This window comes from Streptomyces sp. NPDC102437 (assembly GCF_044765565.1).
GTDB lineage: Bacteria > Actinomycetota > Actinomycetes > Streptomycetales > Streptomycetaceae > Streptomyces.
Genome location: NZ_JBIWKI010000064.1, coordinates 1 through 22,096 on the forward strand (window position 1 = coordinate 1; position 22,096 = coordinate 22,096).

Below are 22,096 nucleotides of genomic sequence, written 5' to 3' on the forward strand. Positions count from 1 at the left end.
CAGGGCGACGCCCGTCGGCGGCCCGGATCCAGTTCCGCAGTGTCTCGGTGTTCACCCCGAGATCACCGGCGACGGACTTGATCGTCGCTCCCGGCGACGCCTTCGACAGGTGGCGCCGGGTGAGATCACCATGAGTGGGGCAGCAACGTTGAATTAGTGCCGTGACGGCAACGTTTACCCCATCGCACAGCCGAGCACGCACGCTCGCGGCCAGGCAGACCAGCCCAGTAGCGGGGTGTCGGCGGTCAGGCTGGTCAGCCAGTACGGGCCGACTCTCGCCTCTTTCCCGCCGCCTCCGGACCCGCCTGGGCCAATACCCGGGGGTCGGCATACTGCGTCAGTGGAAGGCGCCGGTGTTACGGAGGGCAACGGGATTGCCTTCGCTGCTGCCTCAATGGCCCTGGTCCGTCTGTGTCGGCTAATGGAAGCTCGGGTTCGGACGCTCCCGTGCCTTCGCTGACAGGACCGGCCTGCCGTGCATTCTCAGGAAAGCTCGTCCGAGAGAGACGACCCGAAGGCCCCGAAAGTCCCGGAACCGCGGGCCGAGCCGCGCGAGGAGCAGCGGCCGCCGCAGATGGCCAGGCGTACCCGCAGCACGCTCGACCTCCGTTCCGTCCAGCGATTACAGCGCGGCGCGGGCAACGCCGCGGTGTCGCGGCTGCTCGCCGCGCAGCAGCCGCCCGCCGCCCCATTACGGCAGGGGCCGACGGGTGGGGCGGCCGGTCAGGGCGCCCCCGCCGGACCGGTCGGTCAGGCGGAGTACGCGGGGCAGGCGTCGGGGGGAGCCGGCGCCCAGGAGCAGCGGCCCGGAGGCATTCCGCCGGGCCGGGGCGCCGTTCCTGGAGGCGCCCCGGGGGCCGAGGACGCCGCCGGTGACGGGGTCGCCGGGCTGCGACCTGCCGCACCTCGTTTCGCCGACTCGCCTTCTGCCGGTCCTCGTTCCGCCCGCCCTCTCTCCGTCAGGGAGGCGAGGGATGACGAGAAGCCGGGTCGGCCGGAGCGGGACGGCGCGCCCGCAGACGCGTCCGCGCTGCCCGAGCGGCTGCCGGACGGCGGTGCCGCTGCTGCCGCCGCCACCGTGAACGCGCGCCAGGGCGAGTTACGGGCCGCCCGTACTGGGCAGCGGCCGGCCGCTTCGCTGCTGAAGGAACACCGCAAGGCCCAGGAAGGGAAAGGGGCGCCCGGACGCGAGCGGGGGCCGCATCCCGGTGAGGAAGAGGGGGAGCAGGGCCGGGACCAGGATCGGGACCGGGGGCACCAGCGGCGGGAGGGCGGGCGGCCTCCTGACGGGCCGGGCAGGGGCGCGCAGGGCGCTGACCAGGGCGGCGACGGTTCGGACACCGGCTTCACCGAATTGGACGTAGAGCCGCTGATGCCGCCGCTGTGGGGGCAGTCGTCGGCGCAGCACGAGGAGGAGATACAGGACTACAAGCAGGCCTTGTCCCAGGACCGCGCCATCTCCCAGGAGAAGATCGCCGCGTTCACGGCCGGACGCCGGGCGAAGTCGGCGGAGTTGGCCGGCCTGGTGCCGCAGCTCACCCAGCAGATCAACGGCGCCAAGGCGGCGGCGCTGGGGGAGATCGGCTCGGCCGAGACGTCCGGTGTGGCGGCGGTGCAGGCGGCGGTACGGAACGCCCGGTCGCGCGTCCAGGCGCAGGCGCGGTCGGCCCGTGCGCGGGTGGAGGCCGGTCACTCGGCGGCGGTCGTGGGGATGGGAGCGGCGGCCTCCGGCGCGCGTACGGCGATGGACAGCGACTTTCGTACGGCGGGCGAGGCCGTCACCGGCAAGCAGGACGAACAGATCACCAAGCTCGGCGAGTTGTACGGGCGGACGGAACAACGGATCAGGGACGCCGCGAAGGAAGCGGGGGATCTGGCGGCCGGCGAGGGCAAGAAGCGCGCCGAGCAGTACCGCGCCAAGATGATCCACCGCGACGACAACTGGTGGGACGGCCCGCTCACCGACAACCGGTGCAAGGCGCGGGCGGACGCCGCCACCGCGGTCGGCGACGCGTACAGGAAGGAGTTGCCGAAGGCGGCGGACGAGCCCATCGCCGACATGAAGAAGGGCAGGCCGGACGCCGAGAAGACGGTCCGGCAGGTCGCCGACGACGTCCGCGAGTCCCTGGACACGGTGCTCCAGCAGAGCAGGAAGGGCCTGGCCGACGGGCACCAGCAGTCGGTCCAGGGTGCCGCCGACGCCAAGACGGCCGCGCTGCAGGGCATCGGCCAGGCCCTGGGCGCCGCCGAGGCGAGCCTGGCCCAGCTGCAGAGCTCGCAGATCGCGGCGATACGGGGCCGGGCGGCTCAGCAGCGGCAGGCCGTCGAACGCAACGCGGTCGGTGCCATCGCCGCGGTCACCAAAGGGGTGACGACGGCGCGCGATGGCCTGGACCGCAGCCTCAAGGGGTTTCTCAAGGTCCTCGGCCAGGACGAGACGCCCGATGCCGAGCAACTGGAGGAGGTGTTACGGAACACCGGCGCGCAGTTCGACGAGCGGCTGGAGGGCGTGGCCGAGCAACTGCGTTCGCAGGCGGGGCAGGCCGGCGCATCGCTTGCTGCGGCGGCGAAGCAAGCGGCGCGGGGGATGGCGGAGGCCGCCCGGTCCGCCTCGGAGTCCGCCGTCCGGACCGCGACGTCCACCGGCGAGGCGCTGACGAGTACCGCCTCCCGGACGGTGAGCGGGCTGCGGCAGGTCCAGCAGTCCTTCGCCCAGGCCGTGAAGACCATGCAGAGCGGCTGCGCGGACGCCAACAAGCAGGTCCTGGAGGGCCTCGACAAGGCGTACACCGACCTCGCGGGCAAGTTCGAGCAGGGGGCGGACGGGCAGGTCAAGGCCATCGCGGACGCCTTGAAGAAGGCAGCCACGGGGACGGGGAAGGACGAGATCCACCCGAAGATCACCGAAGAGGCGGACAAAGCAGCAGACAAGGTCAAACCGCGCTGGCACACCGTCCTCACCTTCATCGTCGTCATCGTCGTCGTCATCGCGCTGACGATCGCGCTCGGGCCGTTGGTGATCGGTGCCGTCGGCGCGATCGCCGGGACGCTGGGCGCGAGCGTCGCCGTCGCGGGCGTGATCGGAACCATCGTCGGTGGCGCCATCGTGGGAGCGGCTGCGGGCGCGGTCGGTGCGATGGTCAGCAACGTGATGAACGGCGCCCCGCTCATGGAGGGCGTCGCCAAAGCGGCCCTCTTCGGCGCCATCGGCGGTGCGATCGGCGGCGGCGCCTCGGCCGCCGTCGCCAAGACCGCACTGGGCGCGGGCGCGCGTGTCGCGGTCGAGATGGTGGTCGAGGTGGCGGTCGAGATCGGCCTGGAGGTCAGCGCAGCCGCCATCACCGGCCAGGAGTACAGCTGGCAGCAGGCCATGCTGACGGCGGCCACCACGGTGGCGGCCACCGGCGTGATGGCCAACCCGCGTGTCCAGGCGCTGACGCACCGGGTCCAGCTGGGCTCGGAGAACCTCCTGGGCAAGATCGGCCTCAAGGCACCGGAATCTCCGAGTGTCAAGCCCCCCGAGACCGGCGCCCCGGACGCCCCCAAGCCCCCGGATACTCCCAAGACCCCGGACCTGTCCGGCGCCCCGGATGTCCCTGGGGCGCCCAAGACCGAAGCCCCCACCCCCGAGGCCCCCTCCGCCCCCAAACCGGACACCCCGGGCCCGACCCCCGACGGCGGCACCCCCGGCGGCACCCCACAACCGGGCCGCGGCCCCGACGGCGCCACCTCCTGGAAACCCTCCGACATCGACCCCACCGGCGGCCAGGGCAGCGCCGACGGCCCCGTACGCCCCCGCGACCAGGCCGGAATCGAAGCCGAACTCCGCAGCGCCCTGGGCCCGTTGGGTGACCGCGTCGACCTCACCGTCGACCCCGACCTGCCCGGCCGCACCGTACGCGTCCACTACGACCTCGACGGCGACGGCCTCATCACCAACGTCCGCATGACCGCCGGCCCCAACGCCACCCCCACCGACATCCGGCTCCACACCCCCACCGCCCGCACCATGCTCCGCTACAGCGGCCTCTCCGGCCGCGTCCGCAACCTCCTCAGCCAGATCGGCGAATGGATCGGCGTCCACGGCAAACCCCCGGTGGGCACCCGGGCCTGGGAAGCCCACCTCGAACTCCGCAAACTCCCCGACATCATCGCCGACCGCGCCCGCGTCTACGCCGACGCCGATCCCGCCGCCCGCGCGGAACTCGAATCGGAACTCAACTCGCTGGTCGAGCAATTCCACACCCACGCGGAAACGCTCAAGGCGTGGAACCTGGACCCGGGACGGGGGTACGTCGCCGCGGACGATCCAACGCGGCTGCTGCCTCCGGACGCTCCATCGGCGTCCAGAGACATGCTGAGCGAACTGATCTCCTCCGGGAGGGAGCTTCCTCCGCTGATCCGTGATCACCCCTCACTGCTCCGAATGATTGCTGAAAGCCCTCGGGCGATGGAGGGGCTTGTCAATCTCGTGAACAGCGCCCGGGACCTTCCGGGCGTGATCAAGGAAAATCCGTTCACCTTGTGGAAGATCGCCCAGGACCCCAAGGGGCTGGCGGAATTCTTCGACATGGTGGGCAGCGGCCGGGATCTTCCGGAGGTCATCCGGGACAGTCCCGAATTGTGGGAGTCCATTGCTCACAGCCCGGGAGGACCCTATGAGCTCTGTAAACTGATAAACGACGGCTATCGGCTTCCGGAGCCCCTGACCAGAGATCCGGAGCTGTTCCAGTTCATCGCGGACGACCCACTCGCGATAGAAGGACTGTTCCGCCTCCTGCGGCGTAGGGATGCGCTGAGCGACCGGGCCCAAAATCTTCTCTTCGAGGCATTGGTCACACATGGCGACGCCGTCATGCCGCTCCTCTATAACGTCGACAAGGGAAACCGGGGAAGCAATCGACTCAATACGCGGGAATTCGAGGTGCTGGTCGAGTCCCTGCATGCCTTCCCTGATGGGCTGGAAGGGCTGCCACGCCTGATCAATCTGGTGGAAAGAGGTACCCGGGAGCAACTGCAAGGAGCACTGGGAGAACTGAGAATCGCCGCGCGACTGCAGCAAGGTCTTCCGGAAGGCCAGACGGTCGAAGTTGGCCACCTACTCGGGGGCAAGAGTGCGGGCGACATCATTGTGCGAGGCCCGGACGGCGACATCGTGCAAATCGTAGAAGTCAAGAGCTACGACTGGTCAAAATACAACCCATCGCAACAGCGAGGCAAGGCGGAGGAATTCGCCCGTCAGCGGAACGACATGATCGACCGGTACGCCGAGGAGCTGGATCTGCCACGTGACAGAGTCGAATCGATGTACGGGATGGCCATCATCGGCGAGACATTACCGGAGTCACTGCTGATACGTCTGGCCGAGTTAAGCGTGCATCCGGACCAAAATCTGGCCGGGATCCCCAGCCGACTATGAAACGGATGAGGTGTTTCGTGCTGAGACGTGAGAGATCGGAGGGTTGTGCCGTGCAGCATGGCACCCAGCGCGGGCGAATCGAATCTTCTCCCTTTCACTGGGGCAGGCCCACCCGCCTCGGTAGAGTGTCGACATGCCCATGAAGAGCAATGATGTCCTGCACTTCGAGGCCGCTGTGCTGGACGACGAGCCGCTGCCATGGTGTGCCCTGAAGGTCGCCGACGTCATTTCCGCCCTCGCCGACGTCGGTCTGCATCCCGAAAACGAGCCGGATCCAGCGCAGTGGGCTGCCGCCGCCGAACGGACGCCTCATCATTTCCTGGGGAGATCGGGTCAATACGCACTGGCTCTTGGAGAATCCGGAACATGGTGGTGGGACACCCCTGCGGCGACATTGATGGAAAGCCGCTTCCGTAATCGACCTGAGGCCGTGGAAGAGCTCATCGAATCGGTGCGCGCGATCATCGAGGTGGCACCTCCGTATTACGGCTGCACATGGTATAGGAGTCGCCGCCACTCGCCTTGGTGGATGCTGACTCACCATCCGTTTCGAGCTTTGGAGGGGCGAGCGATGCAGTTCTTCAGTCGCCGCTATCTCGAAATCCACAACGGTGGTGCCCCGTATCCCGATCCTCCCGGACGCTCGTACTCCCTGGCGGACGGTCAGTTCCTCGTGGCGCCGTCGAGTGCATTCGGGGTGGGTGACAGGTCGCTCCTGCCCCTCACCGAATATTTTCAGGCCAGACTCTGATGGCCGTCCCGTCGTCTGTGGAGGGAATGCGAGTGAAGAACCACCTGAAAGGATGGGTGCCTGATATGCCCTCGGGCGGGACGGAAGGGGTGGACTCGGCGGCTCGTTTCGTGAAGTCGCTTCAGGCGGTTTTCGTCGCGGCCTCGGCGCAGGGAGACGACGCCCGGCGGATACGGGAGGAGGCGCTCGCCGCCGTCGCCGAGTGGGCGGATCCGCCCGGGGCGGCAGCGCCGGATGTCGATGTCTCGCACCTTGTGCGGGGCGTCTCCGCCGAGGACCGGGTGCGGCTCGGTGAAGTTCTGACCGTGATCGCGGAGTGGGTTCGCACGCCCGGAGAGGAGACCGGGCGCCGGGTGGATGAGGCGATCGCGCGGTTGCAGCGGGAGTTGGGGCCATTGATCGCACGGGATCGGGAGGCCGAGGAGGCGGCGGAGCGGGAGCGTCTGCGGGTTTCCGTGCGGGAGTCCATTGCCCGCCGTCTCCGTGAGTCGGGGGCCATCGGCCCGCGTGCCGGCGACTAGATCATGGGAGGGCTGGCAGGCTACTAGCCATTCGCCCGTGCTGAGCTGTCGAACTGTCCCAGTACGACCGAAGCGATCTCTTCTTCATCGTCAGCTGACGGTCCTGGGCCGTCCGGACTGACAGCGGCACGGTCGGAGAACAGAAGTTCCTTGAGTGACAGCCGCAGCAATCGTCCCCGGCTGTCCTTCAAGACCACCTCGTTGCCTGCCGTCGTCGAGGCATTCTCCACCACCTCGACGGTCTCTCCGTCGTAGCGGAAGCGAGTACCGACCCCGACCCGATCCCCCGCCCTGCTCATGCCGCCCGCCTCAAAACATGCGAAGGGCTCAGCGACCGATCAAGATCGGTAACGAGAGACTGTGGCCAGAGGCAAATGATGGATGGCGGAGCGGACTTGAGGCTCCGGACGATTCGGCAGACAGCACGGCCTGCCCCACATGGGACACCATCGAGCTCAGCTCCCCGAAGGTATTCCAAGACTTCGGGGCTGAATAGCCAGTCCCTTCGATAGCCCGCCAGCCAGCACGGACTTCCTCAGCCCGCCGCCTTTACCGTCAGCCCACTCGACATCGACCAGACCCAGATCCATCGCCACCCCCGGCTCTGCGTACCTGCCGAAAACGACCGTGACAGGTACCGCGAGAACCGGACCAGGAAAATGAGATCAAACCCTACGTACGAGGCGAACCCGTCGCTCAGCGCGCGACGCAATGAGAATCCGACAGCACGAACGAGAAGCAGTGAGAATCCGACAGCTTCAGTGCGACAGGACACCTGCAAATCCGCGAGACATGTCCCTTGGGACAAGCTTGGGACAGACTCGCGCGGAAAGGGACATCAAAACGCGGACCCTACAGCAGGCCGGTGAAGACGTGGTGCTCGGCTCGGGTATCCATCTTTATCTATAGCTGTCAAGTATCAGCCTGAGTCAGACGGCATGGCTGCCCCCAGGCACGTAAGGCACGTTCTCGGTCTGCTTGTGAGATGGCTTCTGGCCATTTCGGGGCACCTTGCTGACTAGATGACGATGGCGGTGAGGTGTCCCGAAAGAAGCACCCTGGAGCTGTTTCGAAATCCAGTGGACCCTCCGCCGCGGGCGAGGCAGAATCCGCGGGGAATCGGGGCGAGGGGGAGCTTGTTTGGACGTGTTCGCATGTGCCGGGTGTGGCACGGAGCTGACGGCGCCTTTGTCTCGGGTCGCCCTCCCTGTCCATACCCACCACGGGGGGTGGGAGGAACTCCATCCACCTCTGATGGAGCCCGGGGCGTACGCCGTCGATCCCGGGCCCACCGGACCGCCCTGGCGGTTGTGGGAGGAGGTCGGAGAGGACGGGGCCGCCCGGCAGGGCGTGTACGCGCCGGTGTACTCCGTCTCCTTCGGTGCGCGGAACAGGATCGTCATTGCCCCCGGCGACTCCCGGTCCATGGCCCTGATTCCCGAGAAGTGCGAGGGGTACTGCAAGGGTGTGGACGGCCGGGCCGGCCCCAATCTTGCCTGCGAGGGGTGCGGGCGGGCCGTCGCGACCCGCATGGACGACTGCGGAGTGTGGCAGACGGTGTGGCTGGAGCCCGACGCGGTCGCACGCCGCCCCTCCGGGCTCCCCGCCGGTCCGCCTCCCGACTGGGACGACCTGGAGCGCGTCGAGCACCGCGTCCCACCCGTCGAAGCCGACGGGTCGTGGAGCCGCCGCTGGGAGGCGGCGGTCGGCGTCGCGCTGGCCCACCTCGTGGCGGTCACCGAAGGCCGTCCGGTGACGCTCCCCATCGGCCCCGTCGCCGAGCTGCTTGGCCACGCCGTCGGTCGGTACCTCCCGGGCGGGCCCGGTGGCCGGTCTGTGGGGCTGGCCGGGCCGGGGATCCGAACGCCCCGGCCCCGTCCCGACGTCCTCTTCGTGCCCCGCCACCCCTTCACGGGCGCGCCTTGGCGCCGGCCTGGCGACGAGGGGGCTGTGGTGCCGCTGGACAGTGGGGTCTGGGCGTACCTCGCCCACCCGGGCGAGACCTCACCGATGCCTGCCACCGGCGTGCTCCCCGCAGGCGTCCTGCGTGACGACTACCCTCTGCCGCCGGGCCCTTGGTACCCGCTGACCCCCCACCACGGCGCCTTCAAGGACACCCTGGTCAGGCTGCCTGCCGTACGTTCACCCCGACTGCGCGGGTATCGCGACGCGTACCGCTAGGTGTTTTCGGTTCGGATCATGCGCCGGAGGCTTGCCCGGGAGGCAGCAAGGTCGTCATTGGCCTCGGCAAGTCTTCGTTCGAGTTCTTGCTTCTCGTGTTGAAGCCGGGTCAGCTGGCTGTTCAGCTCTGGGTTCTGGGCGGCCAGTTCACCGACTCGTTTCGTAAGGTCGGTGGCTTGTAGCTGGTCGAGTTGCCGACCGAGCTGACGCTGCACTGCTTCCTTGAGGTCGCTGACTTGGCCACGGAGTCGTTGGTTGTCGGCGCGTAGAACCTCGACAGCAGCCGGGGAAGAAGGCGGGAAGGAGGCCGCGCAACACGATCTTCGACGACCAGGGCGACAGGCCGGCCGCCGATGGCTGAGACCCCCGGTCGGCCGTTGGCCCGAAGTCTTGACCCGCTGGCCGGCGAGTCCATCGGCGGCTACCTGCTGCGGCTCGCCCACCGTCTCCGCCTCTCGCCGATCCGCCTGGCCCGGTTGACCGGCTGCACCAAGCAACCCTCGTCAACCCGGCTCGGCCGCAGACTCCTGCTGGACCTGGACATCCGTACCTTCGCGCGCGCCACCCGGTTGAGCGAGGACGAAGCAGCCGCCCTGACGCTGCTGACCTGGGCGGACCGCTATCCCCCGATCTGGCGGCTGACCAGCAGCACCATCGTCCGGCCGGTGCGCGACGACTGGCTGTTCAACAACGTCCCGCGATACTGCCCTCCCTGCCTCGCGGGTGACGGCACCACGATCCAGCAGCAGCACGGCGGCCCTTGGAAGAAGGCATGGCATCTGCCCATTGCCTTCCTCTGCCCGGTCCACCGGACGTTCTTGCAGGACGACTGTCCCCGAAGCCGGCCGTCCGGTCAAGCGGCCACCGTTCTGATCAGTCAGCCCGCGGACACGACCCTGCACCCCGCACAGTGCCGGCACCCGGCTGAGCGCGCGGGTCAGGGCAGAAAGGGGCCGTCCTGCGGAACCCGGCTGGACCACCTCGAAAGCACCGGCACTCCCTGCCCGAGCGAGGACATGCTCGGGGCACAGCAGCGGCTGCTCGACCTACTCGACGGCGACCAATCCGCGCAGGACGCAGCCTCGTTCTTCACCGATCTGCGGGTAGTCGCCTCGATCCTCTGCGCGTCCTGGCCGTTCAGCCGCGAGCTCATCGAGCCGGACTCCCAAGACGCGGTGGGCAGGCACGTCCAGGCCCTCGGCGCAGGGGCCCGCCCGGTTCACGACAGCCCTCCGCAGGACTCCGCCGCGGCGGCCGGGCTGCTGACGGCGGCCGTCCGCCTGCTTGATGAGCCCGATCTGCACGAACTTGTCGTCCATGCCCGAGCAGGCCGGCCCGGCAGCGCAAGCAGAGCCCCGTGGGTCCCCGTATTCGAGCGGAACGAGTCCGCCTGCTCGGAGGTGTTCCGGCAGGCGACGGCGCCCCTGACCCGCACCTACCGACGCACCGGCACGCGCGGCGGCCGGATCCCTCAACGCGAAGGCGGCTACCGCCCCGAACACATTCCTGCGTTCCTGGAGCAGAGCTGGTTCGACCGCCACCTCGCGCCGCTCCAGCCCGGTTCGCACGCCAAGCTGCTGCGTCGCCTCGGCGCGGTCATCCTTGTCCAATGGTCGTTGGGTGGTTCCATGGGCGACGCCGCCAATCTCCTTGGGATCAACCCGAAGGGAGGCCAGTACGCGTCCACCGGCGGGGTCTACCGCTGGGTCGAAGAGCAAGGCACCGCCCGCTTCACGACCGTGCTGCAGGATCTGGCCCAGGAACTGGATGTTGCCCCCACCCTGATCGACTACCAGTACCGCCGGTTGGTCCTCCGGAACTGGTGCCTGTCCCTGGACCTCTGGAAGGAGATCACCGAGCACCTCCCTCCTGTTCCCGGGCCGTTCCAACCGATCATGGGCGACCGGAAACGGCAGGAGGCATCCGCCTTCGTCTGGGCGAAGGTCACCCAGGGTGAGCCTCGCTTCGCGCCGCGACCGATCGAAGCAGCTCAACCAGATCCGATCCGCAATACGTGGCTCCAGCGCCGCAGTAGCACTTGGGCCAAACTCACTCGTCCAGACCCGATGGCCCACTACGCGGCCCTGCGCGACCTCCTGCTGCAACACGCCGGACATCTCACCCGCGAGATCGACAGCGATCCGGATGCTGCCCGGCTTCATGTGACTGCGCGTTCTGGCTGGTCCCGTCCGGCCTCGTAGGTGCCCGGTCAGAGACCGGATCAGTGCGGCGGTGATGCCGACAGACACGGAATCCCGGGCTGACGCGCAAATTGATGAAATTGGGGACCCCGGGGCCGCCAAGAACGGTGTCGTACGCGGCTTCGCCGGGCCCGTGGCAGCGATCCGGCACCAGTTTGCGACCTCGGGATCGACCCTCTCCAGGCAGGCTCTCACCCACCCGTCTACACACTTGGCAAATATGGTCTGACCTGGTGTTTTCCAGGGATTCGCCTAGGCTGAGGAGCTCTGCTGGACAGTATCGGAGGGGACATCATGAGCGAGGAAGCCAGCAAGTACGACGCTAGCCAGATCCAGGTGCTGGAGGGGTGGGAAGCTATCCGGAAGCGGCCCGGGATGTACATCGGCTCGACCGGTGAACGCGGCCTCAGTCACTTGGTGTTCGAGGTCGCCGACCGGGCTGTGAACGAGGTCCTGGCCGGCAACGCCAGCTGCGTCGACATCACTCTCACATCCGACAGCGGCGTGTGTGTCGCCGACGATGGGCGGGGCGTCGGCATCGACGAAGTGGGGGACACAGGCATCTCCGGCCTCGAAGCCTTGCTGACCCGCATGCAGACCGGGGCGGGGCCCGGCGGCCGCCACGATGTGACGCTCGGCTTCTGCGGGGTGGGACCCTTCGTTGTCAATGCCCTGTCGAGCCGGATGACGGCCGAGGTACGGCGTGGGGGAGCCCGTTGGGTTCAGGAGTACGCGCGCGGCGTGGCCGTCACCCCGCTCACCGAGGCAGGCACGTCTACCGGTAGCGGGACCACCATCACCTTCTGGCCCGACGCTGACATCTTCGGAACCGCGGAGTACTCATTCGACGGGCTGGCCGAGCGTTTCCGGGAACTGGCTTTGCTGAACCGGGGCTTGGGGATCTCTCTGACCGATCAGCGCCGACCGGGCGCGGCTCGGTCGGCGCGGTTCCGGTACCCCGACGGCGCGCGGGACTTCGTGGCCATCCTTGACGAGCAGAAGGAGGAGCCTGTTCATCCGAACATCATCGGATTCGAGCGAGAGGAACCGCGGATGGCGGGGACGGTGGAGGTGGCCCTGCGTTGGCGTGCCTCCCGTGTCGAGCGGGTCCGGAGCTTCGCCAACAGCCGGCCCACTGACGGCGGCACACACGAGCGCGGCTTCCGCGACGGAGTGGCGGCCGCAGTCACCGAATACGCACGGGAGCAGCGGCTGCTGACTGCGACGGATCCCGATCTTGACGCCGATCGGATCGGTGAAGGTCTGACAGCGGTCGTGTCAGTGAAGCTGGACCATCCCGAGTTCGAGGGCTCCACGCGCGGCTGGCTGGGTAACGCCGCCGTGCGCGTCTGCGTCGAACAGGCTGTCCAGGAACACCTCGGCAAGTGGCTGGGAGGACACCCGGAACAGGCCGCAGCCGTCATCGGCCGGATCATCCAAGGCGCCCGCCGGGACTGACCAGGAACAGGCCGCCCTTCCGCTGCCCGGGAATCGGGGCAGACAGGACGGCCTGCAGCACACGGCGGTCGCCCCTGAGCTCGAAGCCGCCCAGTGGCACGACACCTGAGCAGCCTAGAGGCCAGGGGAGGTCGCGCTTCTGCTGGGGCCGTGGGTGGACGACAGATCCCGAACCCGACAGTCGGCGCGATATTCCCCCAGAGCGAAGGGCCTACGTTCGTTACCCTGCCGCTCATGCCCAACGTCGCGAGCCCCGCAGACACCATGTTCGAGCGCCTCTTGTGCTGCGTCTGCGGCCAGAGCACCGCTGACGCCGACGACTACGTAATCCTTGGGGTCAGCGCCCCCGGCGTCCCGACCGAGCAGTGGCTTGGCGCCCATGCGGAACACCTCAACGGTGTCCTCGCCCGCGGCTTCTCGGTCGAGGTGCACAAGATGTGACCCTGGCGTGTGACAGCCTGGGCTGCTCAGGCCTGGGTCGATCAACCTTCAGCCTTGCTTCCTGGACACGGTAGTTGGCACCAGTGACTAAGCGTGAGCTGGTGATTCCCGGACGACGGGACACGCTTCTTGGAACCTTGTCAGTCTCGCCGGGGTATCTGCCGATCAACGTCGGCGTGAACCCCGCGCAGTTGCAACCGGGCCTTCAGGAACTCCATTTCCGACAACGTCCCCACCAGGCCGTCGCGGCAGAGTTCCCCGACCAGCTCGCGAGCCTGCGGCAACGGGGCCGCGGAGACCTCCCGAACGACCTTCAAAGCTGGGACGAGACTGGGAATCGGACCGGCCAACTGCAGTCTGACGGGTCCGTGCGCTGCGAGTAGGGCCTCCCGGACATCATCAGGTGCTCGTCCCGGGCCGGCGTGTTCGCACATGTAGGTGCCGCAGGCGTCGCACGAGAACTCCGAGTCCCACCACAACTCTTCGTGAAGGATGAACTGGTTCACCTGTCGCGTCGCCATGCTGCCGCACTCGCACCGCGAGGCGATCTTCGCGGTTTGACCGGTCACCCGAGCTCCCCGGCGTTCCACTCCTGCGGCAGATCCTCGCCGCAAAAGACACAGACGAAGTTCTCGTCCCGCACGATGTTGAGCTCCCGGCAGGAGCGGCAGCGGCGGAAGACCAGCTCGTGCGTGAACCCGGACGGGTGATGGATTCCGATCTGGTCCAGGGCTTCGGCCACGGCCAGCCATGAGCTGACGTCCGGGCAGTAGCCGGTCGACTGGTTACTGACCTCCTCGACCACCCATCGCCCGGACTCCTCACGGAAGCTCATCTCGCCAGCGCTCAGCACTTCTCCGCCGCCAGCACACACCACGTGCTCGCTGCGGCGCGGGGCCAGTCGCAGCACCCCGCCGCTGTCGACGACGAACGTGATCGGCTCGGCCAACTCATCCAGGGTCAGCGCAGAGACCCACTCGCCGAAGTCCTCCGACGAACGGATACTTCGACCCTCACTACCCTCCCGGACGAGCGCGTTCAGCTCCGCCGGACCTACATATCGATACCTCTGCCCCCGCGTCTCCACGCACACCAACCTAGCGGCTCTCGCAGCCAGCACCTGCACTTGCGGAGCGCCTCGTCGGGCCCCGGATCGCGCGGGCGGTCACCACCTCGACCGGAATCAGGTGACCCCTGCGCCACCGGAGGCTCTCGTGGCGGCCGACCGTCGGGCAGGGAACATGTGAGCGGGATCGGCGTCACGCCTCCTCCGGGAGCTTGGCGACGATCACGAGTCAGCTCGTCACCGTGACGTCGTCTGGCTTGGTCTGGGCGGTGGCCTCGGCGAGGATCGCCATCTTCTGCTCGTAGGAGCGGGCGAAGTCGCGGTAGAGGACCTCGGCCTGTTCGATCACTACGAGGTCCCGGCCGTCGAGCACCCGGCCGGTCCGGGCGGCGAACCGGCTCGGGCGAGGCTGCTCTGCACGAACGCACAATCGGGCGATGGCAGGTACTCCCGGTCGCGGCTGCTCACGCCAGCCTCTCCAAGCTACGGCCGGCGGGCTGACGCCCCGGCAGGAGCTGGGCTTGACCTGCCTCCTCGAACCCGTGGGATGGTTCTCGCGCGCTCTCGGTCGCGTAGCGGTGGAGAAGGCGCAGGCCGCGGTCCAGGGTGGCCGGGTCCTCCGAGAGATTGATCCGTAGCAGTTGCCTGTCCGGGTATAGCGTCTCCCAGGCGTCTGTGGTGCCGCCGTGGACGACGGTGGGGTTGAGTAGCAGCCCGGACCGGCCGCACTGCACCACCCATGGGAGGAAACTCTCCTGGGGGTGGCGGAGTTCAGCGAATGCGGAGTAGCCCGCGGCCGGTTCCAGGTCGGCGATGCGCCGCAGTGGGGAGCTGGGGCTGTCGAGGGTGCGGTTGTTGAGGCGGAAGCGTTCACTCATGACGGCCAGGTGGTCTCGGACGCTGCGGTAGGTCTCTTCGTCGGGGAGTGAGGGCAGGCCGGCTTCGTAGGCGACGTCGTGGGCGATCTGTACGAGCTTGCCCGTCTGTTCAGCGGGGGCTTCCAGCACGGCGAGGAGGGACGCGTAGAAGATCATGACGATCTCGCCGATGGGGTTGCCGCTCATGGCCATGCGCTCGAACCGGTCGCGGGCCAGGTGCTGCAGCAGTGCCTTGTCTCGGGTGACGATGACGGCCGCGCGGAGCCCGGGCAGCGAGAGGTCCTTCGAGGCGGTGAGGATCAGGGCGGCTCTGTCCAGGTCGGTGTCCTGCATGCGGTCGCGGAGTATCGCGATCGGGTGCGGTTGCCCCGCGCTGATCTGGAAGGGAGCGTCGATGAGCGTGAAGTGCGGCTCGGCCCCGTCGGGCAGGGTGTGGCGGGCGCCGGTGACCCCGTTGGGGAGGACTTCGACGAGACAGGTACGTGGGGGCAGGGCGGCACCGGTGGGATGGACGGCACCGTCGTGCCGGTAGTAGCCGGTCACAGGCGCTCCCCAGCGGACGGCGCACTGGTCGAAGGCGTAGTAGTTCGGCAGGGGCAGGACCAGACCGTGTCCCGACTCGGCGAGGTGGGCGATGCTCAGGCTGATGGCTTCGGTGCCGCCGCGGGTGAAGAAGATGTTCGTGGCGTCCAGCTTCATGTTCAGGTGGGTGCCCAGGAGGTCGGCCATCGCCTCCCGGGCAGCGGCCGGACGGGGGCCGGCGTATGCGGAGAAGGTGCCGTCGCGGATGAGGCGGTCCAGCAGCGCGGAGAGGTAGCGGGCGAGGTCCGGGGAGGGCGGGAAGCGGTTGCAGCCCTCCCCGAGCTCGATCGTCGTCCCGGCTGCCGAGGCGATGTTCTCGCGCAGTGCGCCGAACGCGGTGAGGCAGTCGGCCTGGGCGGGGGTGGTGTCGTGCACGGGTGCTCCGGTGCGCCATGGGCCGTGGCGTTGTCGGGCTTCCGCGGTGCGGACAGCGGTGAGGTTACCGGATCGGCAGCGCTTTGGGGGCGGTTGTGCCGAGAGGAGAGACTTCGTGGAGCGCCGGGTGCTGGCCGCGTGAGGGTGGGAAATCCTGGAGAAGGCGGGCGGCGGTGTCGAGGTCGGGTGTGTCGGTGTGCCGGTTTCGGCGCACCCAGATGGCATCGATGCCTGCGCGGCGGGCCCCGGCGGCATCGGCTTCGCGGTTGTCGCCGATCATGACGAACTGGTGAGCGGGGCCCGCGGACGTGCGGGCGAGCCGGAATGCGTGCGGATGCGGTTTCTCGTAGCCGCAGGCAGCGGAGTTGATCAGCGCCTGGAGCCGGCTGTCCAGGCCGAGGGCCGCTACAAGAGTGGGTAGTTCGGGGACGTGGTTGGACAGGAGTACGTGCTGCCACCCCTGGGCGGTGAGCAGGTCGAGGACGCGCAGGGTCTGGGGATAGAGGCTCCACGCGCCGGGGTCGGTGTAGGTGGCGCGGGTCGCGGCTGCCGCGGTCTGGGGATGGGGTACGCCGAGGCGGGTGAGAGCCGAGGTGATGACGGTGGTGACGTGGTCCCACCAGGCGTCGGGGTCGGTGAGGTGCGGGTGGGGCTCGTGGGCGGCGTGCCAGGGAAACCCTGTGGCGAGAGCCTCGAACATTTCGGAGAAGGCCCAGTGGTGACCCGGCTGTTGGACGTCCAGGATTTCAAGGAGGCATTCGGCCCAGGTTCCGTACCGGTGGTGGCCGAGGGTGCCGTCGAAGTCCCATATTGCGATCTTGGCCCCGGTCACCACAGGTCCAGCGCTTCCAGGACGTGCGCGGGCCTCGGCAGTGGGGCGGTGTACGCAGCGGTGAGCAGGTTGTCGGGAAGGTCTGTCTTCGTGTCGAGTTTGATCATCTCGCGCCAGCGCAGGACCTGCGGCCATTGCTCGGCCCAGGCCGGGCGGATCTCGTTGGCGGGGATGTTCTCGAGCCGGCGGCCGTCGGCCAGCAGGCGGGCGGCGGTCTTGGGACCGATGCCTCGGACGCCGGCGATGTTGTCGGCGGGGTCGCCCATCAGAGCGCGGAAGTCCGGCCACTGCTCGGCGAGAACACCGTAGCGGGGGAGGATGTGCTCGCCTGCGGTGTAGCGGCGGTCCTGGGCGAGGCCGGTGTTCAGCAGCCGCACGCTCGGGTCGGCCAGGAGCTGGATGTAGTCCTTGTCGGTAGTCATGACGTCGACCGCGCGGCCGTCGGCGCGGGCGCGGGCGGCCAGGGTCGCGATGACGTCGTCCGCCTCGCAGCCGTTCTGTTCGATCCACCGGACGCCGCTGTGGTCGAGGGCGTTCTTGACCAGGGCAAGGGACTCGATCAGCCCGGGCTCCGGCGCGGGCCGCTGTGCCTTGTAGGCACTGTCCTGTCCGGCGCGTGCCTGTGAGCCGTCCTCGGCATCGAAGACCACAAAGATTTCGAAGCCGGGGGCGTGCTGGGCCTGGGCCTTGCGCAGGAGTGCGGTGAACCCGAAGACGCCCGTACGGTCGACGGACTTGTCCCGGCTGGTGATGCGGGCGGCGAACCCGTACCAGGCGCGGTGCAGGAGGTAGTGTCCGTCGACGAGCAGCAGAGCGGTCATGGCGTGGCCTCCAGGGGGCGGGGCGTGCTGGTGGGTGCCTGTGACCGCGGCGTACGGGCATCCGTTGCCGGATGACCAGGGAGTGTAGCCACCGGGGCGGCGTGGGCCCGCCAGAACGTGGTCAGCAGCGCGGCGAGGTGCTGGGCGGCGTCGCGTTCGGCGAGGACTCGCCGGTGGGCGGCTGTGCGCAGGTGTACGCGCTGCTCCGGGGTCAGGGCGAGGGACCGTCGCAGGCCGTCGGTCAGGGCGCCGGGAACAGATGGGGCGTAGAGCAGGCCGTTGTGGCCGTCGGTGATCTGTTCGGGGAAGCCGTCAATGTCCGGGGCCAGGACCACGGCTCCGGCGTGCTGGGCCCACAGCCCGGTCTCGAAGACCACGTTGGCCAAGGTCTCTCCGCGGCTGGGTACGGCCAGCGCGCGGGTCTGCGGCCAGGCGGCGAGCGCGCGGGGTACGTCGCGGTCGTAGCGGCCGATGATGGTGGTGCTCAGCCCGAGCTCGGCGCTGCGGTTGCGGTAGTCGTCCAGGAGGGCGGCGCGTTCGTCATCGGTCGGGACGGCGACCATCGCGAGATGAACTTGGTCGCGCAGGGGCGCGAGGGCTTCGATGAGGAGGTCGAGGCCCTTGGTGTGGTCGGTGCGGCCGATAGCGGCGATGACAGGGCGGTCGGCGGGGATGCCCAGGCCGCGCACGATGCGCGCGGCTTCGGTGGGGGCCGGCGGGGTGAGGTCGGCGACGGTGAGGTGGAGACCGGAAGGCCATGGCCGGAGCTTGGCCGGGTCGAGTCCGTACTGCTGCTGGAGGTGACGGGTGAGGAAGTCGCCGATGCCCGCGACCCAGGCGTGGGGATGGCGGTTGGCGGCGGCGATCGCCTCTTCCTCCCAGGCGATGCGGCCGGGGTCGGGGTGGGGGCGCTCGGTGATGCGGGCGGTCGAGAACAGGGCCAGCAGAACGTCGACCGCCGGGTGGGCGCCGGCGTGGTGGGCGAGACCTGCGAAGGGTGTGTCGACGCCGATGGCCAGAACCCTCTCGTGCCGGTCGGCGAGGGTTTTGGCCGCGCGGCCGGCTTCGCCGGACAGGCGCCGCCAGGTCTCCCGGCACCAGAAGGGGCGGCCGGTGTCATAGGGCAGGGCAATCACTTCGCCGCCGAGCGGTTCGACGACGCGGCGGGCGTAGAGGAGGTCGGCCTCGTTGTAGCCCCAGGTGTCCGGGCCCGGTTCGGGGACGGCTAGGTAGGGCGTGAAAGCACCCGCGTGGGCGCTCAGGCGGGCATGGTGACGGTGGAGGGTGGCCAGGAAGGTCTTGGTCTGCCGGCCGATGCCGTTGGTGTTGTTGGCGATACCGTTCACGGCGCAGTACAGCAGCGCCTTGGTCGTGGACACGGAAGTGTCTCCCTTGGGGTCAGGGTCAGCCAGCTGCGTAGAGGTCTTCTGGGTTCGGGCGCCAGATCTTCGACTTCGCCGGGGCCGGTGCCATGCCGTGTTCGGCGAGCAGACCGGCCAGATGCCCATAGGCGAGCTCAGCCTCGGCCTCGGTGGGAGCGAACAGCGTGTAGTTGTCCGTCATCCGCACCGTGGTTTGCCCAGCCAGCTGCTGGTCAACCGGGGTCATCCGGAGGTTGGTCAGCATCGGGCTCAGGCCGCTGCCCGGCGCGAGCGGGTCCGGCAGCGCGCTCAGGATGCGCCGCAGCAGCGTCAGCACGCTGCCGTCGTGGACGAAGCGGGCAACGGAGGTGACCGCGTCCTCCAGGGCGACGCCTCGGCTGGCGGCGGCGACGTCGATGTCGGCGACCCAGATGAGGCCGGCGGCCAAGTGGCGGGCGGCGGCTGCGACCGCGAGGGGACGCCCGGCCCGCCGGTGCCAGCCGAACATCCACGGCGGGTAGGCGTCTCGCTCCAGGACGGGCTCGATCGCATTGCGCAGCGCCCGGTGGACGATCCGGTCAGTGACCGTGGGAATGGTGATGGTGTGGTGCTTGCCCCAGGCTTCGAACTCCTCGGTGCGCAGCGGTCCGGGCCGCCATGTCCCGTCGGCCAGCGTCGCGGTGAGTGCGGCGATGCGGGCTGGCATGTCACGGCGGAAGGTCTTCCAGGTCATGCCGTCGGCGCCCGGGGAGCCGGTGCGGCCCATGCACTGGCGGGCGGCCCGTTTGAGGGCGCGTTCGTCGACGGCTTGGCGCATCAGCGAGTGCGCGGCCGTGCGACTGGTCACCGCGGCGATCCGATGGTGGCGGCGAGGAACGCATTGGCCACAGCCGCCGGGGTGTGGTCTGCGATCTGGTGCGGGCCGTGCTGGGAGGCTACGTGGTAGGCAGCCCGGTCGCCGAGCAGGCCCGTGAGGCCCTGCCACAGCACACCGGGCCCGTCCTCCAGGGCAGTCATTCGCCCGGCCGGGCCGGTGAGCGCGGGCAGGTGACCGAGCCCGTAGCCGACGACCGGGGTACCCACGGACAGGGCCTCTGCGGCGACGTTCCCGAATGTCTCCGGGCTGGTTGAGGAGATGACGGTGGCGGACGCGTCGGCGAGAAAGGCGGGAACCTCCTGCCAGGGCAAGGCCGGGAGGATCTCGACCGCGGGGAGGCCGGCGGCCAGCTCCCGGCACTCGTTGATCACCTCGTTCTGCATGCCTGGCCAGTACTCGAACCCGGCCTCGGCCAGCACGATCTGCACCGGCCGTCCCAGGCCGGCCGGATGGGCCTTCAGGAGTTCGGCGATGCCCTTGTGCGGTTCGGCCCGGGCCACGATCCGCACCGGGCCGCAGTTGCGCAGCGTTTCGCGCGCGGCCGGCGTCGGCGGGGTCAGCGTGTGCATGAGGGCGTTGGGGACCACCGCCCACGTGCTGGTGTCCACGCCTTCGCGGGCCAGTTCCTCGATCATGAAGGCACTGACCGTCAGTACCCGGCCCGGCTGGTGGCCCAGGCTCCGGTAGAGAGCGGCGTCGGTGCGTGGGACGTGCACCATAAGTGCGGTCGCCATGCCGGGGGGCGCGGGGCTGAGGTAGCCCAGCCCCCACACCGCGTCCACCCAGCACACCAGGTCCACCTTGTGCCTGGTCAGGAGCTGGCGGACCTCGTCCTGTACGGGGGCGGGATCGGTGAGGAGCGCGGTGAGGTCGTCCTCCAGTGCCGGGCGGGGCAGGGTGAGGTTCTGCAGGCGGAGCAGGTCCTCGCCGTCGGCGGTGGCGGCCGGTCCGGCGGCGATGATCAGGGCGTGGTGGCCGAGTTCGCGCAGGCCGGCTGCGAGAGCGGCGATGGAGCGTTCGATCCCGGCGGGCTCGTTCGGGTTGTGCGTCAGCAGGACGAGGGCGATGTTCATGGGGTGGCTCCACTGGTCGGCGGGGTGGGGGCGGTGTCACGGACGGGCCGCAGCCCGATTCCGGGTGAGGAGACGTGGGGCGGGATGTCGTTGGCGTGGGCGCACTCTGCGTACTGGGCCAGGGAGTTGTAGGAACCGCCCCGGAGCAGTGCGACGCGGTCGCGGCGCCACGGGGCTGTTGTCCACTCCCATACGTTGCCGCCTACGTCCCAGATGCCGTCCGGGGTGCGGCCGGCGGGGTGGGCCCGAACCTGCGTGGGTCTTCCCGGGCCGAAACCCCGCAGATTGGCATGCCCGGGGCCGGGCACCTGCCGGCCCCAGGGGAAGCGGCGGGCGCCTCCCGCAGCCATCCACTCCCATTCGGCGGACGTAGGAACCCTCGCGCCGAGCATGTGTGCCAGCTGCGCAGCATGGACCAGTGTCAGCCCGGTGACCGGCAGCCCGTCCACGCACAGTGGTGTCGCAGCCCACCACAGGTGAGCCACCTTCTGGGAGGGGTGCCACTCGCCGTCCGGAACCTGGCCGCCGGATATCCGGATCCACTCCACGGGATCGAGTTGGGCCGCTACTGTGGAGCTGTCCCGGGCAGCAGGCACGTTCCCCGGAGGAAGAACCGGTCCGCTCACCAGCACACGCGGGCTTGCCTCCAGCGAAAGACGGCCCTGTCCGGGCTCCGGGCGTCCGCTCACCGGAGCTCAGTCCTGGCGGCGATGGCGAGCAGCTGGTTCCCGGGGGCGCCACCGTCGGCGAACGCGCCGCTGAAGTTGTGGCTCAGGGTGCGGGCTTGGTCCTGGCGCACGCCCCGCATACTCATGCACAGGTGCTCGCCGTCGGCGACCACCCCGACATCGGCGGATCCGGTCGCCTTGGCAATATCTGTGGCGACGCCGTCCACGATTCGTTCCTGCAGCTGGAGACGGTGCGTGTGGGCGGAGACGATCCGGGCGAACTTCGACAGGCCCAGCACACTGCCGCAGGGCCGGTAGCCGATCAACAACTCCAGCTTCATGGGCATCAGATGATGCTCACACAGGCTCCAGGCGATGATCCCGCGCACGACGACGATCCGGTCGGTGTCTGCGACCAGGTCTTCTTCGAAGGCGGTGTCCGTGCGGCCCGGGTCGTGGTCGATGAACTCCTGCCACCAGCGGGCGACTCGTTTCGGGGTACCCCGGAGGCCCTCGCGCTCGGGGTCCTCTCCCACAGCCAGGAGCAGCTGCCAGTAGAGGGCGGCGACTTGTTCGACGTTCACTTGCGGG

General features: G+C 69.0%; 21 protein-coding genes. 7 read left to right on the forward strand and 14 right to left on the reverse strand.

What is annotated here, in order from left to right; translation table 11 throughout:
* Window positions 1–331 (reverse strand): transposase (locus tag ACIRJP_RS38555; protein WP_404185092.1); only part of this gene is annotated, 331 nt, incomplete at its 3' end.
* Between the two features lie 144 nt (window positions 332–475).
* Here ACIRJP_RS38555 and ACIRJP_RS38560 point away from each other — a divergent pair.
* From ACIRJP_RS38560 to ACIRJP_RS38570, 3 genes are all read left to right on the forward strand, one after another.
* A complete protein-coding gene (locus tag ACIRJP_RS38560; protein ID WP_404185095.1) occupies window positions 476–5,419 on the forward strand; it encodes a hypothetical protein in 4,944 nt (1,647 codons plus the stop codon).
* A 133-nt stretch (window positions 5,420–5,552) separates the two neighbouring features.
* Entirely contained in the window at window positions 5,553–6,170 is a 618-nt protein-coding gene (locus ACIRJP_RS38565; protein WP_404185098.1) for a hypothetical protein, read from the forward strand.
* A 32-nt stretch (window positions 6,171–6,202) separates the two neighbouring features.
* Window positions 6,203–6,691, forward strand: coding sequence for a hypothetical protein (locus ACIRJP_RS38570; RefSeq protein WP_404185100.1), 489 nt, complete (start codon window positions 6,203–6,205; stop codon window positions 6,689–6,691).
* A 23-nt stretch (window positions 6,692–6,714) separates the two neighbouring features.
* On the opposite strand, the gene ACIRJP_RS38575 is transcribed toward ACIRJP_RS38570, so the two are convergent.
* Window positions 6,715–6,990: a hypothetical protein gene (locus ACIRJP_RS38575; RefSeq protein ID WP_404185103.1), complete on the reverse strand. Its 276-nt coding sequence runs from the start codon at window positions 6,988–6,990 to the stop codon at window positions 6,715–6,717.
* 955 nt (window positions 6,991–7,945) lie between these two features.
* On the opposite strand from ACIRJP_RS38575, the gene ACIRJP_RS38580 reads away from it, so the two are divergent.
* A complete protein-coding gene (locus ACIRJP_RS38580) occupies window positions 7,946–8,872 on the forward strand; it encodes a hypothetical protein (protein ID WP_404185106.1) in 927 nt (308 codons plus the stop codon).
* Here the strand turns inward: ACIRJP_RS38580 and ACIRJP_RS38585 are convergent.
* Entirely contained in the window at window positions 8,869–9,087 is a 219-nt protein-coding gene (locus ACIRJP_RS38585; RefSeq protein ID WP_404185109.1) for a hypothetical protein, read from the reverse strand. The genes ACIRJP_RS38580 and ACIRJP_RS38585 overlap by 4 nt on opposite strands.
* 162 nt (window positions 9,088–9,249) lie before the next feature.
* Between ACIRJP_RS38585 and ACIRJP_RS38590 the strand changes: the two genes are divergently transcribed.
* From ACIRJP_RS38590 to ACIRJP_RS38600, 3 genes are all read left to right on the forward strand, one after another.
* On the forward strand, window positions 9,250–11,073 hold the full coding sequence (locus ACIRJP_RS38590) for a TniQ family protein (RefSeq protein WP_404185112.1): 1,824 nt from the start codon (window positions 9,250–9,252) through the stop codon (window positions 11,071–11,073).
* A gap of 294 nt (window positions 11,074–11,367) precedes the next feature.
* Entirely contained in the window at window positions 11,368–12,531 is a 1,164-nt protein-coding gene (locus tag ACIRJP_RS38595; RefSeq protein WP_404185115.1) for a DNA gyrase subunit B, read from the forward strand.
* 234 nt (window positions 12,532–12,765) lie between these two features.
* Complete coding sequence (locus ACIRJP_RS38600) at window positions 12,766–12,972, forward strand: hypothetical protein (protein WP_404185118.1); 207 nt, start codon at window positions 12,766–12,768, stop codon at window positions 12,970–12,972.
* Between the two features lie 140 nt (window positions 12,973–13,112).
* On the opposite strand, the gene ACIRJP_RS38605 is transcribed toward ACIRJP_RS38600, so the two are convergent.
* The 11 genes from ACIRJP_RS38605 to folE form a co-directional block, all read right to left on the reverse strand.
* Window positions 13,113–13,541, reverse strand: a complete 429-nt coding sequence (locus tag ACIRJP_RS38605) for a hypothetical protein (protein WP_404185121.1) — start codon at window positions 13,539–13,541, stop codon at window positions 13,113–13,115.
* Window positions 13,538–13,921: a hypothetical protein gene (locus ACIRJP_RS38610; RefSeq protein ID WP_404185124.1), complete on the reverse strand. Its 384-nt coding sequence runs from the start codon at window positions 13,919–13,921 to the stop codon at window positions 13,538–13,540. Before ACIRJP_RS38610 ends, ACIRJP_RS38605 begins: the two co-directional genes overlap by 4 nt.
* A 346-nt stretch (window positions 13,922–14,267) precedes the next feature.
* Window positions 14,268–14,468 carry a hypothetical protein gene (locus tag ACIRJP_RS38615; protein ID WP_404185127.1) on the reverse strand — a complete coding sequence of 67 codons (201 nt, stop codon included), beginning with the start codon at window positions 14,466–14,468 and terminating at the stop codon, window positions 14,268–14,270.
* A gap of 34 nt (window positions 14,469–14,502) precedes the next feature.
* Window positions 14,503–15,873 (reverse strand): aminotransferase class I/II-fold pyridoxal phosphate-dependent enzyme, encoded by a 1,371-nt coding sequence (locus ACIRJP_RS38620; protein ID WP_404185130.1) that lies wholly within the window; start codon window positions 15,871–15,873, stop codon window positions 14,503–14,505.
* Window positions 15,874–15,937: 64 nt separating this feature from the next.
* The gene (locus ACIRJP_RS38625; protein ID WP_404185133.1) at window positions 15,938–16,705 is read right to left on the reverse strand and encodes an HAD family hydrolase; all 768 of its coding nucleotides are present in this window, start codon (window positions 16,703–16,705) and stop codon (window positions 15,938–15,940) included.
* Window positions 16,702–17,526, reverse strand: coding sequence for a 5'-3' exonuclease H3TH domain-containing protein (locus tag ACIRJP_RS38630; protein WP_404185136.1), 825 nt, complete (start codon window positions 17,524–17,526; stop codon window positions 16,702–16,704). Before ACIRJP_RS38630 ends, ACIRJP_RS38625 begins: the two co-directional genes overlap by 4 nt.
* Window positions 17,523–18,905 (reverse strand): glycosyltransferase family 4 protein, encoded by a 1,383-nt coding sequence (locus ACIRJP_RS38635; protein WP_404185138.1) that lies wholly within the window; start codon window positions 18,903–18,905, stop codon window positions 17,523–17,525. The genes ACIRJP_RS38630 and ACIRJP_RS38635 overlap by 4 nt, the downstream gene beginning before the upstream one ends.
* A 25-nt stretch (window positions 18,906–18,930) precedes the next feature.
* The gene (locus ACIRJP_RS38640; RefSeq protein WP_404185141.1) at window positions 18,931–19,734 is read right to left on the reverse strand and encodes a reverse transcriptase domain-containing protein; all 804 of its coding nucleotides are present in this window, start codon (window positions 19,732–19,734) and stop codon (window positions 18,931–18,933) included.
* On the reverse strand, window positions 19,731–20,837 hold the full coding sequence (locus ACIRJP_RS38645) for a glycosyltransferase family 4 protein (RefSeq protein ID WP_404185144.1): 1,107 nt from the start codon (window positions 20,835–20,837) through the stop codon (window positions 19,731–19,733). The genes ACIRJP_RS38640 and ACIRJP_RS38645 overlap by 4 nt, the downstream gene beginning before the upstream one ends.
* Window positions 20,834–21,385, reverse strand: coding sequence for a formylglycine-generating enzyme family protein (locus tag ACIRJP_RS38650; RefSeq protein WP_404185147.1), 552 nt, complete (start codon window positions 21,383–21,385; stop codon window positions 20,834–20,836). Before ACIRJP_RS38650 ends, ACIRJP_RS38645 begins: the two co-directional genes overlap by 4 nt.
* 137 nt (window positions 21,386–21,522) lie before the next feature.
* Entirely contained in the window at window positions 21,523–22,089 is a 567-nt protein-coding gene (folE, locus tag ACIRJP_RS38655; protein WP_404185150.1) for a GTP cyclohydrolase I, read from the reverse strand.
* Between the last annotated feature and the right edge of the window lie 7 nt (window positions 22,090–22,096).

Excerpts from the sequence above, each read along its gene's own strand:
- ACIRJP_RS38565 (WP_404185098.1), top strand. The coding sequence starts at position 5,553 with ATGCCCATGAAGAGCAATGATGTCCTGCACTTCGAGGCCGCTGTGCTG.
- ACIRJP_RS38575 (WP_404185103.1), bottom strand. The coding sequence starts at position 6,990 with ATGAGCAGGGCGGGGGATCGGGTCGGGGTCGGTACTCGCTTCCGCTAC.
- ACIRJP_RS38580 (WP_404185106.1), top strand. The coding sequence starts at position 7,946 with ATGGAGCCCGGGGCGTACGCCGTCGATCCCGGGCCCACCGGACCGCCC.
- ACIRJP_RS38595 (WP_404185115.1), top strand. The coding sequence starts at position 11,368 with ATGAGCGAGGAAGCCAGCAAGTACGACGCTAGCCAGATCCAGGTGCTG.
- ACIRJP_RS38600 (WP_404185118.1), top strand. The coding sequence starts at position 12,766 with ATGCCCAACGTCGCGAGCCCCGCAGACACCATGTTCGAGCGCCTCTTG.
- ACIRJP_RS38630 (WP_404185136.1), bottom strand. The coding sequence starts at position 17,526 with ATGACCGCTCTGCTGCTCGTCGACGGACACTACCTCCTGCACCGCGCC.
- ACIRJP_RS38645 (WP_404185144.1), bottom strand. The coding sequence starts at position 20,837 with ATGAACATCGCCCTCGTCCTGCTGACGCACAACCCGAACGAGCCCGCC.